Below are 13,302 nucleotides of genomic sequence, written 5' to 3' on the forward strand. Positions count from 1 at the left end.
GTTTGCCATGGCGCTACTTCAGCCTGTTAAGCTGAATTTCAGGAGCGTTCCTACGCACATTTACGTCAAGTGGTCCTTTTTTAATGGCATTCGATCGGGTAAACCTGACGACCTCTGTTCCGGTCGATGCCCCTGAGACGTTGCTCTCGGGAACCAGCTCTGCGAGTCCCCAAGGTTATGAATAAACGTCCGTTGTATTTCGACTATGCCGCCACCACCCCGGTGGATGAGCGGGTCATCCAGGTGATGATCGAGTGCCTGGGCTTCCATGCCAATTTCGGTAACCCTGCGTCCAGTTCCCACGCATTCGGCCAAGCGGCCCGGCAAACGGTTGAGCGGGCGCGTCGCCAGGTGGCCGAGTTGGTCGGTGCCGAGCCGGAGCAGATCGTCTGGACGTCCGGCGCGACCGAGTCCAACAACCTCGCGATCAAGGGTGTAACTCAAGCACGGGGCGTGGCGGGTGGGCATATCATCACCAGCCAGATCGAGCACAAGGCCACGCTGGATACCGCGCGGCAGATGCAGGAAGCCGGTGTGGCCGTGACCTACCTGGTGCCGGACGCCGATGGGTTGATCAGTGCCGAGGCGGTGAGTGAAGCACTGCGTGAAGACACCTTCCTGGTCTCGCTGATGCTGGTGAACAACGAATTGGGCACGCTCAACGACATCCCCGCCATCGGCGCGCGGGTGCGTGAACACGGCGCGTTGTTGCATGTGGACGCGGCGCAAGGTGTGGGCAAGGTGGCAATCGACCTGGCGCAATGGCCGGTGGATTTGATGTCGTTTTCCGCGCACAAGGTGTATGGCCCCAAGGGGATCGGCGCGTTGTATGTCGGGCCGCGGGCGCAGCAGAAGGTGATGGCGCAGATTCACGGCGGTGGCCACGAGGGCGGCTTGCGCTCAGGCACCCTGGCGACCCACCAGATCGCGGGCATGGGCGCGGCGTTCGCCCTGGCGGCGCAGGCTTTTAGCGAAGAGCAGGCGGCAATCGTGGCCTTGCGCCAGCGCTTGCTGGATCAACTGGCGACGGTTGCCGGTGTGCGTCTCAATGGCAGCGCCACCCAGCGCATTCCTCACACCCTCAGCCTCACGTTCGGTGAAGGCGAGTTCGACGCTGCAGCCTTGAGCGCGGGCATGGCTTTTTCCGCGACCTCGGCCTGCAATTCGGCAAGCAATGCGCCTTCCCACGTGCTGCTGGCGCTGGGGCATGACGCCCGCAGCGCCGGTCGAACCGTTCGCTTGAGCCTGGGGCGGTTCACCACCGAGCAGGACATCGACCAGGCCGTGCAATTGATCAAGGCCGCCCTTGCCAGTGCGCCGGCGTTCTGGGCGGTTTGATTCTTCATTTGCAACACATAACAATTATTCGTGGTTAGCAGGAGACACAATGAGTACTCAGCCTTTGACCCATGGAACGGTTCCCCAGCGCCTGGCGCATACCCGTGAACTGATGCGCCGCGAAGGCATTCACGCCTTGCTGGTGCCGTCGGCTGACCCGCACTTGTCCGAATACTTGCCGGGCTACTGGCAGGGGCGTCAATGGTTGTCGGGGTTCCACGGGTCAGTGGGGACGCTGATCGTCACCGCGGATTTCGCCGGTGTCTGGGCCGACAGCCGCTACTGGGAACAAGCGACCAAGGAGCTCAAGGGCAGCGGTATCGAACTGGTGAAACTGCAGCCGGGTCAACCAGGTCCGCTGGAATGGCTGGCCGAGCAGACGCCGCATGGCGGTGTGGTGGCGGTCGATGGTGCGGTGATGGCCGTGGCTTCGGCGCGTACTTTGGGCGGCAAACTGGCAGAGCGCGGCGCACGCCTGCGTACCGATATCGACCTGTTGAATGAAGTCTGGAACGATCGCCCGACGTTGCCGAATCAGCCGATCTACCAGCATCTGCCACCGCAGGCCACCGTCAGCCGTGGGGAAAAACTCGCTGCGCTGCGCGCCAGTTTGAAAGAAAAGGGCGCCGACTGGCATTTCATCGCGACCCTGGATGACATCGCCTGGTTGTTTAACTTGCGCGGTGCCGATGTATCGTTCAACCCGGTGTTTGTGTCCTTTGCCTTGATCAGCGCACAACAGGCCACTTTGTTTGTGGCGCTGAGCAAAGTCGATGCCGAGCTGCGCGCTGTGCTTGAGCAGGATGGCGTGACCTTGCGCGATTACAGCGAAGTCGCCGATGCGCTGCGGGCGGTGCCGTCGGGCGCGAGTGTGCAGGTTGATCCGGCACGCGTGACCGCCGGCTTGCTGGAACACCTGGATGCCAGCGTCAAGCTGGTGGAAGGGATGAATCCGACTACGCTGGCCAAATCCCGCAAGAGCCTGGCCGACGCGGAACATATCCGCCAGGCCATGGAACAGGATGGCGCGGCCCTGTGCGAATTCTTCGCCTGGCTGGAGAGTGCGCTGGGCCGTGAACGCATCACTGAACTGACCATCGACGAACACCTGACGGCTGCACGTACCCGCCGGCCCGGTTATGTGTCGCTGAGCTTCAACACTATCGCCGCGTTCAACGCCAATGGCGCGATGCCGCATTATCACGCCACCGAAGAAGAGCATGCGCTGATCGAAGGTGATGGCCTGCTGTTGATCGACTCGGGCGGCCAGTACTTGGGGGGGACCACTGATATCACGCGGATGGTGCCTATCGGTACGCCGAGTGATGAGCAGAAACGTGATTGCACCCGCGTGCTCAAGGGGGTGATTGCGCTGTCCCGTGCTCACTTTCCCAAGGGCATTATGTCGCCATTGCTGGATGCCATCGCACGAGCGCCGATCTGGGCCGAAGGTGTCGACTATGGGCATGGCACAGGTCACGGCGTAGGTTATTTCCTCAATGTGCATGAAGGTCCGCAGGTGATCGCCTACCAGGCGGCCACTGCGCCGCAAACCGCGATGCAGCCGGGCATGATCACTTCCATTGAGCCGGGTACGTACCGTCCGGGGCGTTGGGGCGTGCGTATCGAGAACCTGGTGTTGAATCGCGAAGCAGGCAAGACCGAGTTTGGTGAGTTCCTCAAGTTCGAAACCCTGACCTTGTGCCCTATCGACACCCGTTGCCTGGAGCCGTCGTTGCTAACGGCGGAGGAGCGCCAGTGGTTCAATGCGTACCATGCAGAGGTGCGTCAGCGTTTGAGCCCATTGCTCAGTGGCGCCGCGTTGGAGTGGTTGCAGGTGCGGACTGCGGCGATTTGATCGGTCGCTGCTCGGCAGGTGCCGCTTGCGATCTGCGCGCAAGCGGTTAGCCGCAGCGTCGCGAAGGGCTGCGTCGGTTCGAGGCGTTCAAGGTGGGCGGTGCGGAGCAGTCGGAAGTGGACTGCTCGGGCCGTCATTTACAGATGACGATCATGCTCCGGCTGGTGTAGCCGGCAGGGTTGAGGCCGAAGGGATAGTCCCCAGGCTCCTCGGAGTTGTCACCGGACTTGGCGATAACCCGGTAGCCTTTGGCACCGCATGAATTGACTGCACTGGTGTAGCACTGGTCCCAGGAGGAGGACAGGCCGGAACAGTTGATATGCAGCCCTTTTTTGCCCCGTTTCACTTCTGTTTTGGTGGTCGCGGCACAGCCAGCAATGGCCATGACCATTAACAGTATCAAAATTCGCTTCATTCCTATCCTTAATAGCGGCTTCGAAAAAATGCATGAAGCCAGCTTTACTCGCTCTCGATTGTAGCGTTCGCGCTGTCCTTGTCGAAACTCTCCATGAATGACATTTGGTTGCGGCCTAAACATGGCCTAAATGAGCGGCAAATACCAGAGCTACCGTCAAAGATGATTAATCGGCTGGTACCAGAGGTTTAGCCTCGTTTCGCATGGTCAGCGTGGCGCCAACGGAGGCCAGGATAATGCAGGCGATGGCCATCCACTGTGCAAGCGACAAATGCTCCTGCAGGAAGAACAGGCCCGAGAGTGCGCCGAATGCGGGTTCGATGCTCATCAACGTGCCAAAAGTACGGGCGGGCAGGCGAGTCAGCGCGACCATCTCCAGGGTGTAGGGCAGCGCGGTGGACAGGATGGCGACGCCGATGGCGACCGGAATCAGCGCGGGCGTCAGCAGCGTCACACCCGCATGGACGATGCCGATGGGGGCGACGAACAAGGCGGCGATCATGACGCCGAGGGCGGCGGTTTGTACGCCGTTATCATTCCCCGCCTTTTGGCCGAACAGAATGTAGAGCGCCCAGCAAACACCTGCGCCTAATGCATAAGCCGCCCCGACCAGGTCGATGCCAGTGCTGGCTTCTCCCATGGGAACTAACAGTAGGAGGCCGACGACTGCGAGGGCGATCCACAGAAAGTCCACCACCCGGCGCGATGCGTAGAGGGCGACCGCGAGCGGCCCGGTGAATTCCAGGGCTACCGCAATACCAAGGGGGACTGTGCGCAGCGACATATAGAAGAGGAAGTTCATGCCGCCCAGGGCCATTCCGTAGACGATCACGGTGCGCAGGGATTTGGCCGTCAGCGTGGCGCGCCATGGGCGCAATATAAGCAACATGATGATGCTGGCGAAAATCAGACGCAGCGTGGTGGTGCCTTGGGCGCCTACGATAGGGAACATGCTCTTGGCCAGCGAGGCGCCGGACTGGATGGAAGCCATGGCGATCAACAGCAGACCGACGGGAAACAGTGCCGAGGCCAGGCTGCGGGGGGAGGTGGTCATTGGGGGTGTTCGTCCGAGGTCATATTTGAGTAGCAGAGAGCCCTATGATGCTTAACTGTGCGGCATTGAGCAATATATTGCTCAATCATCAATCGGCGGGCCTCTATATATAGAGGGAGTTCAGAGGTTTTCGGCTGTTTGATAGAAAAACCAAATTAAGGGTTGACGGCAAATCCTGGACGTCTATAATTTGCCCCACTTCCGGCGCAGTCGAAACGGAAAACTCCTTGGTAAACAAAGAGTTATGCGAGATTCGACAGCGGCCTGCTTCAGTTCATCGAGGCCTGGAAGGAGTTGGTAGAGCAATGTTGTTTGGCTCTATTAACGTTTCGATCTTCTCGGTCGAAAGCGGAGAAAAAGAGGTGTTGACAGCAGCGTGTAACGCTGTAGAATTCGCCTCCCGCTAACGAGAGATCGGAAGCGCAAGTGGTTGAAGTTACAAAGGAAACTTTGAAAACTTCTTAAAATAATCACTTGACAGCAAATGAGGCTGCTGTAGAATGCGCGCCTCGGTTGAGACGAAAGATCTTAACCAACCGCTCTTTAACAACTGAATCAAGCAATTCGTGTGGGTGCTTGTGGAGTCAGACTGATAGTCAACAAGATTATCAGCATCACAAGTTGCTCCGCGAGAAATCAAAGATGTAACCAACGATTGCTGAGCCAAGTTTAGGGTTTCTTAAAAACCCAAAGATGTTTGAACTGAAGAGTTTGATCATGGCTCAGATTGAACGCTGGCGGCAGGCCTAACACATGCAAGTCGAGCGGTAGAGAGAAGCTTGCTTCTCTTGAGAGCGGCGGACGGGTGAGTAATGCCTAGGAATCTGCCTGGTAGTGGGGGATAACGTTCGGAAACGGACGCTAATACCGCATACGTCCTACGGGAGAAAGCAGGGGACCTTCGGGCCTTGCGCTATCAGATGAGCCTAGGTCGGATTAGCTAGTTGGTGAGGTAATGGCTCACCAAGGCGACGATCCGTAACTGGTCTGAGAGGATGATCAGTCACACTGGAACTGAGACACGGTCCAGACTCCTACGGGAGGCAGCAGTGGGGAATATTGGACAATGGGCGAAAGCCTGATCCAGCCATGCCGCGTGTGTGAAGAAGGTCTTCGGATTGTAAAGCACTTTAAGTTGGGAGGAAGGGCAGTTACCTAATACGTGATTGTTTTGACGTTACCGACAGAATAAGCACCGGCTAACTCTGTGCCAGCAGCCGCGGTAATACAGAGGGTGCAAGCGTTAATCGGAATTACTGGGCGTAAAGCGCGCGTAGGTGGTTAGTTAAGTTGGATGTGAAATCCCCGGGCTCAACCTGGGAACTGCATTCAAAACTGACTGACTAGAGTATGGTAGAGGGTGGTGGAATTTCCTGTGTAGCGGTGAAATGCGTAGATATAGGAAGGAACACCAGTGGCGAAGGCGACCACCTGGACTGATACTGACACTGAGGTGCGAAAGCGTGGGGAGCAAACAGGATTAGATACCCTGGTAGTCCACGCCGTAAACGATGTCAACTAGCCGTTGGGAGCCTTGAGCTCTTAGTGGCGCAGCTAACGCATTAAGTTGACCGCCTGGGGAGTACGGCCGCAAGGTTAAAACTCAAATGAATTGACGGGGGCCCGCACAAGCGGTGGAGCATGTGGTTTAATTCGAAGCAACGCGAAGAACCTTACCAGGCCTTGACATCCAATGAACTTTCTAGAGATAGATTGGTGCCTTCGGGAACATTGAGACAGGTGCTGCATGGCTGTCGTCAGCTCGTGTCGTGAGATGTTGGGTTAAGTCCCGTAACGAGCGCAACCCTTGTCCTTAGTTACCAGCACGTCATGGTGGGCACTCTAAGGAGACTGCCGGTGACAAACCGGAGGAAGGTGGGGATGACGTCAAGTCATCATGGCCCTTACGGCCTGGGCTACACACGTGCTACAATGGTCGGTACAGAGGGTTGCCAAGCCGCGAGGTGGAGCTAATCCCAGAAAACCGATCGTAGTCCGGATCGCAGTCTGCAACTCGACTGCGTGAAGTCGGAATCGCTAGTAATCGCGAATCAGAATGTCGCGGTGAATACGTTCCCGGGCCTTGTACACACCGCCCGTCACACCATGGGAGTGGGTTGCACCAGAAGTAGCTAGTCTAACCTTCGGGAGGACGGTTACCACGGTGTGATTCATGACTGGGGTGAAGTCGTAACAAGGTAGCCGTAGGGGAACCTGCGGCTGGATCACCTCCTTAATCGACGACATCAGCTGCTCCATAAGTTCCCACACGAATTGCTTGATTCATTGAAGAAGACGATAAAGAAGCAGCCCGAAATTGGGTCTGTAGCTCAGTTGGTTAGAGCGCACCCCTGATAAGGGTGAGGTCGGCAGTTCGAATCTGCCCAGACCCACCAATTTTGTGTGGGAACCTGTAGAAATACGGGGCCATAGCTCAGCTGGGAGAGCGCCTGCCTTGCACGCAGGAGGTCAACGGTTCGATCCCGTTTGGCTCCACCACTACTGCTTCTAGAAGTTGAAAGCTTAGAAATGAGCATTCCATCGTGATGATGGTGAATGTTGATTTCTAGTCTTTGATTAGATCGTTCTTTAAAAATTTGGGTATGTGATAGAAAGATAGACTGAACGTTACTTTCACTGGTAACGGATCAGGCTAAGGTAAAATTTGTGAGTTCTCTTAATTGAGAAATTCGAATTTTCGGCGAATGTCGTCTTCACAGTATAACCAGATTGCTTGGGGTTATATGGTCAAGTGAAGAAGCGCATACGGTGGATGCCTTGGCAGTCAGAGGCGATGAAAGACGTGGTAGCCTGCGAAAAGCTTCGGGGAGTCGGCAAACAGACTTTGATCCGGAGATGTCTGAATGGGGGAACCCAGCCATCATAAGATGGTTACCTTACACTGAATACATAGGTGTAAGGGGCGAACCAGGGGAACTGAAACATCTAAGTACCCTGAGGAAAAGAAATCAACCGAGATTCCCTTAGTAGTGGCGAGCGAACGGGGACTAGCCCTTAAGTGGCTTTGAGATTAGCGGAACGTTCTGGAAAGTACGGCCATAGTGGGTGATAGCCCTGTACGCGAAAATCTCTTAGTCATGAAATCGAGTAGGACGGAGCACGAGAAACTTTGTCTGAATATGGGGGGACCATCCTCCAAGGCTAAATACTACTGACTGACCGATAGTGAACTAGTACCGTGAGGGAAAGGCGAAAAGAACCCCGGAGAGGGGAGTGAAATAGATCCTGAAACCGTATGCGTACAAGCAGTGGGAGCCTACTTGTTAGGTGACTGCGTACCTTTTGTATAATGGGTCAGCGACTTATTTTCAGTGGCGAGCTTAACCGAATAGGGGAGGCGTAGCGAAAGCGAGTCTTAATAGGGCGTCTAGTCGCTGGGAATAGACCCGAAACCGGGCGATCTATCCATGGGCAGGTTGAAGGTTGGGTAACACTAACTGGAGGACCGAACCGACTACCGTTGAAAAGTTAGCGGATGACCTGTGGATCGGAGTGAAAGGCTAATCAAGCTCGGAGATAGCTGGTTCTCCTCGAAAGCTATTTAGGTAGCGCCTCATGTATCACTGTAGGGGGTAGAGCACTGTTTCGGCTAGGGGGTCATCCCGACTTACCAAACCGATGCAAACTCCGAATACCTACAAGTGCCGAGCATGGGAGACACACGGCGGGTGCTAACGTCCGTCGTGAAAAGGGAAACAACCCAGACCGTCAGCTAAGGTCCCAAAGTTATGGTTAAGTGGGAAACGATGTGGGAAGGCTTAGACAGCTAGGAGGTTGGCTTAGAAGCAGCCACCCTTTAAAGAAAGCGTAATAGCTCACTAGTCGAGTCGGCCTGCGCGGAAGATGTAACGGGGCTCAAACCATACACCGAAGCTACGGGTATCACTTAGGTGATGCGGTAGAGGAGCGTTCTGTAAGCCTGTGAAGGTGAGTTGAGAAGCTTGCTGGAGGTATCAGAAGTGCGAATGCTGACATGAGTAACGATAATGGGTGTGAAAAACACCCACGCCGAAAGACCAAGGTTTCCTGCGCAACGTTAATCGACGCAGGGTTAGTCGGTCCCTAAGGCGAGGCTGAAAAGCGTAGTCGATGGAAAACAGGTTAATATTCCTGTACTTCTGGTTATTGCGATGGAGGGACGGAGAAGGCTAGGCCAGCTTGGCGTTGGTTGTCCAAGTTTAAGGTGGTAGGCTGGAATCTTAGGTAAATCCGGGATTCTAAGGCCGAGAGCTGATGACGAGTTATCTTTTAGATGACGAAGTGGTTGATGCCATGCTTCCAAGAAAAGCTTCTAAGCTTCAGGTAACCAGGAACCGTACCCCAAACCGACACAGGTGGTTGGGTAGAGAATACCAAGGCGCTTGAGAGAACTCGGGTGAAGGAACTAGGCAAAATGGCACCGTAACTTCGGGAGAAGGTGCGCCGGTGAGGGTGAAGGACTTGCTCCGTAAGCTCATGCCGGTCGAAGATACCAGGCCGCTGCGACTGTTTATTAAAAACACAGCACTCTGCAAACACGAAAGTGGACGTATAGGGTGTGACGCCTGCCCGGTGCCGGAAGGTTAATTGATGGGGTTAGCTAACGCGAAGCTCTTGATCGAAGCCCCGGTAAACGGCGGCCGTAACTATAACGGTCCTAAGGTAGCGAAATTCCTTGTCGGGTAAGTTCCGACCTGCACGAATGGCGTAACGATGGCGGCGCTGTCTCCACCCGAGACTCAGTGAAATTGAAATCGCTGTGAAGATGCAGTGTATCCGCGGCTAGACGGAAAGACCCCGTGAACCTTTACTATAGCTTTGCACTGGACTTTGAATTTGCTTGTGTAGGATAGGTGGGAGGCTTTGAAGCGTGGACGCCAGTTCGCGTGGAGCCAACCTTGAAATACCACCCTGGCAACTTTGAGGTTCTAACTCAGGTCCGTTATCCGGATCGAGGACAGTGTATGGTGGGTAGTTTGACTGGGGCGGTCTCCTCCTAAAGAGTAACGGAGGAGTACGAAGGTGCGCTCAGACCGGTCGGAAATCGGTCGTAGAGTATAAAGGCAAAAGCGCGCTTGACTGCGAGACAGACACGTCGAGCAGGTACGAAAGTAGGTCTTAGTGATCCGGTGGTTCTGTATGGAAGGGCCATCGCTCAACGGATAAAAGGTACTCCGGGGATAACAGGCTGATACCGCCCAAGAGTTCATATCGACGGCGGTGTTTGGCACCTCGATGTCGGCTCATCACATCCTGGGGCTGAAGCCGGTCCCAAGGGTATGGCTGTTCGCCATTTAAAGTGGTACGCGAGCTGGGTTTAGAACGTCGTGAGACAGTTCGGTCCCTATCTGCCGTGGACGTTTGAGATTTGAGAGGGGCTGCTCCTAGTACGAGAGGACCGGAGTGGACGAACCTCTGGTGTTCCGGTTGTCACGCCAGTGGCATTGCCGGGTAGCTATGTTCGGAATAGATAACCGCTGAAAGCATCTAAGCGGGAAACTAGCCTCAAGATGAGATCTCACTGGGACCTTGAGTCCCCTGAAGGGCCGTCGAAGACTACGACGTTGATAGGTTGGGTGTGTAAGCGCTGTGAGGCGTTGAGCTAACCAATACTAATTGCCCGTGAGGCTTGACCATATAACACCCAAGCAATTTGACTACTCGAAAGAGCATCAGATTGCGGTGTGTGAAGACGAAACGAACCGAAAGTTCGACTCTTACAAAACACCGAAAGCTATCACATACCCAATTTGCTGAAGCGAGGCCAGCTGGCCGCGACTCAGTACCCGAATTTCTTGACGACCATAGAGCATTGGAACCACCTGATCCCATCCCGAACTCAGTAGTGAAACGATGCATCGCCGATGGTAGTGTGGGGTTTCCCCATGTGAGAGTAGGTCATCGTCAAGATTAAATTCCAGAACCCCTGTTTGCTTACGCAGACAGGGGTTTTGTTTGTCCGCTCGAAAAGTGCGAAGAGGCTCATCGCGATAGTCTTCAGTGCGTCCTTGCCGTGATTTAGTAGAGGTCCTTTGAACGTTTGTGCCGCGATCTTCAAACTGCAAGATCATACAAGAACGGTTGACCCTTCCTTCGATAGCCTGACAATTCTCACCTACCAGAGGATTGGTCATGGCTCAGCAACAGCACTCAGCACAACCTGTAAATCTCGCGCAAAAGGCTTCCCTCATCAGTGAACAGTGGAGCCCGAGAGTCGTAGCCGAGATGAACGACTACCAGTTCAAGGTTGTACGCATCGAAGGCGAGTTCATCTGGCACTCACATCCAGAAACCGACGAGGCGTTTCTCGTGCTTGAAGGGATACTGCGTATCGACCTTCCGGAAGGTCCCGTGTATGTGGCGCCGGGGGAGTTGTATGTCGTTCCTCGCGCAATAGAACACCGGACGGCCGCCGAAGGCGAAGCCAAACTGATGATGATCGAACCTCGCGGCATCTTGAACACCGGCCATGAAGGGGGAGACCGCACCGCCATGAACGACCAGTGGATCTGAAATCCATCCTGCTGTTCGAGGCCACCGTCGCCATCTGGCAACAGTGGCCTCATCCCCCGATGCTCGGTGCCGCCTGACTCAACGGCACCACACGATCCTTCCAGGCTACCGTTTGGGAAATCGATGCAAAGTGTTTCTGCATTTTTGCTATGGTGCAGCACATTTTCACAAGGATTGATCTTTCATCCGCAGGACGCGGCGTCGACCTTTTTCAACGAGATGCTGTAGAAATGCCTGAACCGATACCGATCAAAGACCACGAAAACGAAAACCGCCTGGTCAACAAACGCCTGCTCGCCTGCGCCTTGTTGGTGATCGGCATCACCTGCGCCCTGGTGGGCCGCTTGTATTTCCTGCAGGTCGTGCAATTCGACTATCACTCGACGATTTCTGAAAACAACCGTGTCCACGTACTGCCCATCACGCCGACTCGTGGCTTGATCTACGACCGCAACGGCGTTGTGCTGGCTGACAACCGCCCAAGTTACAACCTGATCATCACCCGCGAGCGCACCACCGACCTCAAGGGCGAGCTGGACGCGATCGTCAGTCTGCTGCACCTACCAGCAGAAGACCGCGCCGTGTTCGACAAGGCGCTGAAGCAGGCGCGGCATCCTTTTGTGCCGGTTACGTTGTTTTATGAGCTGACCGAAGAACAGATCGCCGAACTCGCCGTCAACGAATTCCGCCTGCCTGGCGTAGACGTCGAACCGCAATTCGTTCGCCACTATCCCCTGGGCGCGCACTTCGCTCACTCTATCGGTTACGTTGGCCGCATCAACGAAAAAGAATCCAAGACCCTCGACTCGGTGGAGTACCGCGGCACGCAGTCCATCGGTAAGACTGGCATCGAGCGGTTCTACGAGTCAGAGCTGCATGGCCATGTCGGCTATGAAGAAGTCGAGACCAACGCCCAGGGACGCGTACTGCGCGTGCTCAAGCATACCGACCCGATCCCCGGCAAAAACATCGTGCTGAGCCTCGACGTCAAACTCCAGGAAGCGGCTGAAGAAGCCCTGGGCGATCGCCGTGGCTCCGTGGTGGCCCTCGACCCGCAAACCGGCGAAGTACTGGCCATGGTCAGCAAGCCCAGCTTCGACCCCAACCTGTTCGTCACCGGCATCAGTTTCAAGGAATATGCCGCCCTGCATGATTCTATCGACCGTCCGCTGTTCAACCGGGTCCTGCGCGGTCTCTATGCGCCGGGCTCGACCATCAAGCCGGAAGTGGCCATCGCAGGTCTCGACAGCGGGGTAGTGACCGCCCAGACCCGTGTGTTCGACCCCGGTTACTACCAATTGCCCGACTTTGACCACAAATACCGCAACTGGAACCACAGCGGTGATGGTTGGGTGGATATGGACGCGGCCATCATGCGCTCCAACGACACCTATTTTTACGACCTGGCCCACAAGCTGGGCATCGACCGCCTGCATGACTACCTGGCCGAATTCGGCCTCGGCCAGAAAGTCTCCCTGGACATGTTCGAGGAGTCAGCTGGCCTGATGCCGTCCCAGGCTTGGAAGCGCGCGACACGGCGCCAACCCTGGTTCCCGGGCGAAACGGTGATCCTCGGCATCGGCCAGGGTTATATGCAGGTCACGCCGCTGCAATTGGCCCAGGCCACCGCGTTGATTGCCAATAAAGGCGTGTGGAATCGACCGCGCCTGGCCAAGACGATCAACGGCGTGGCGCCAGTGGACGAGCACCCGATGCCCAACGTGGTCCTCAAGGACCCGCGTGACTGGGAACAGGTCAACCACGGGATGCAACTGGTGATGCACGATCCCCGCGGGATCGCCCGGGCGGCCGCGCAGGGTGCTCAATATCGGATTGCCGGCAAGAGTGGTACCGCGCAGGTGGTGGCGATCAAGCAGGGTGAGCGCTACAACCGCGACAAAACCCTGGAGCGCCACCGTGACAACGCGCTGTTTGTCGGGTTTGCGCCGGCGGAGCACCCTCAAATCGTGATTTCGGTGATGATCGAAAACGGCGAGGCCGGTGGCCGAGTCGCAGGCCCGGTGGTGCGCCAGATCATGGACGCCTGGCTGCTCGACCACGAAGGCCACCTGAAGCCGCAATATGCGACGCCGAGCAAAGCCCCCGGCGATCCCCACGTCTGAC

6 protein-coding genes, 2 tRNA genes and 3 rRNA genes are annotated in these 13,302 nt (G+C 56.1%); 9 read left to right on the forward strand and 2 right to left on the reverse strand.

Annotated features, from left to right (window positions below; translation table 11 throughout):
- The first annotated feature begins 177 nt into the window (after window positions 1–177).
- Both U5A08_RS10105 and U5A08_RS10110 read left to right on the forward strand, forming a co-directional pair.
- Window positions 178–1,338, forward strand: a complete 1,161-nt coding sequence (locus U5A08_RS10105; protein ID WP_321851391.1) for a cysteine desulfurase family protein — start codon at window positions 178–180, stop codon at window positions 1,336–1,338.
- A 49-nt stretch (window positions 1,339–1,387) separates the two neighbouring features.
- Complete coding sequence (locus tag U5A08_RS10110) at window positions 1,388–3,196, forward strand: aminopeptidase P family protein (protein WP_321851392.1); 1,809 nt, start codon at window positions 1,388–1,390, stop codon at window positions 3,194–3,196.
- A 133-nt stretch (window positions 3,197–3,329) separates the two neighbouring features.
- On the opposite strand, the gene U5A08_RS10115 is transcribed toward U5A08_RS10110, so the two are convergent.
- Both U5A08_RS10115 and rhtA read right to left on the reverse strand, forming a co-directional pair.
- Window positions 3,330–3,611 (reverse strand): hypothetical protein, encoded by a 282-nt coding sequence (locus U5A08_RS10115; RefSeq protein ID WP_253394578.1) that lies wholly within the window; start codon window positions 3,609–3,611, stop codon window positions 3,330–3,332.
- 166 nt (window positions 3,612–3,777) lie between these two features.
- On the reverse strand, window positions 3,778–4,665 hold the full coding sequence (gene rhtA, locus U5A08_RS10120) for a threonine/homoserine exporter RhtA (protein ID WP_321851394.1): 888 nt from the start codon (window positions 4,663–4,665) through the stop codon (window positions 3,778–3,780).
- A gap of 699 nt (window positions 4,666–5,364) precedes the next feature.
- Between rhtA and U5A08_RS10125 the strand changes: the two genes are divergently transcribed.
- From U5A08_RS10125 to mrdA, 7 genes are all read left to right on the forward strand, one after another.
- Window positions 5,365–6,901: ribosomal RNA gene (locus U5A08_RS10125) — 16S ribosomal RNA — on the forward strand.
- An 83-nt stretch (window positions 6,902–6,984) separates the two neighbouring features.
- Window positions 6,985–7,061: transfer RNA gene (locus U5A08_RS10130), tRNA-Ile, on the forward strand.
- Between the two features lie 27 nt (window positions 7,062–7,088).
- Window positions 7,089–7,164: transfer RNA gene (locus U5A08_RS10135), tRNA-Ala, on the forward strand.
- Window positions 7,165–7,411: 247 nt separating this feature from the next.
- A 23S ribosomal RNA gene (locus tag U5A08_RS10140) occupies window positions 7,412–10,302 on the forward strand.
- Between the two features lie 157 nt (window positions 10,303–10,459).
- Window positions 10,460–10,575: ribosomal RNA gene (gene rrf, locus U5A08_RS10145) — 5S ribosomal RNA — on the forward strand.
- Together the 16S, 23S and 5S rRNA genes with 2 tRNA genes alongside form the textbook arrangement of a ribosomal RNA operon.
- Before the next feature lie 222 nt (window positions 10,576–10,797).
- On the forward strand, window positions 10,798–11,178 hold the full coding sequence (locus tag U5A08_RS10150) for a cupin domain-containing protein (RefSeq protein WP_253394580.1): 381 nt from the start codon (window positions 10,798–10,800) through the stop codon (window positions 11,176–11,178).
- Between the two features lie 230 nt (window positions 11,179–11,408).
- On the forward strand, window positions 11,409–13,301 hold the full coding sequence (mrdA, locus tag U5A08_RS10155; RefSeq protein ID WP_253394582.1) for a penicillin-binding protein 2: 1,893 nt from the start codon (window positions 11,409–11,411) through the stop codon (window positions 13,299–13,301).
- Window position 13,302 lies beyond the last annotated feature (1 nt).

Source organism: Pseudomonas paraveronii, from assembly GCF_963681955.1.
In the GTDB taxonomy this organism is placed as follows: Bacteria; Pseudomonadota; Gammaproteobacteria; order Pseudomonadales; family Pseudomonadaceae; genus Aquipseudomonas; species Aquipseudomonas paraveronii.

What these genes read in the sequence shown, in the direction of transcription:
- mrdA (WP_253394582.1), top strand. Translation starts at nt 11,409, where the DNA reads ATGCCTGAACCGATACCGATCAAAGACCACGAAAACGAAAACCGCCTG.
- rhtA (WP_321851394.1), bottom strand. Translation starts at nt 4,665, where the DNA reads ATGACCACCTCCCCCCGCAGCCTGGCCTCGGCACTGTTTCCCGTCGGT.
- U5A08_RS10110 (WP_321851392.1), top strand. Translation starts at nt 1,388, where the DNA reads ATGAGTACTCAGCCTTTGACCCATGGAACGGTTCCCCAGCGCCTGGCG.
- U5A08_RS10115 (WP_253394578.1), bottom strand. Translation starts at nt 3,611, where the DNA reads ATGAAGCGAATTTTGATACTGTTAATGGTCATGGCCATTGCTGGCTGT.
- U5A08_RS10150 (WP_253394580.1), top strand. Translation starts at nt 10,798, where the DNA reads ATGGCTCAGCAACAGCACTCAGCACAACCTGTAAATCTCGCGCAAAAG.
- U5A08_RS10105 (WP_321851391.1), top strand. Translation starts at nt 178, where the DNA reads ATGAATAAACGTCCGTTGTATTTCGACTATGCCGCCACCACCCCGGTG.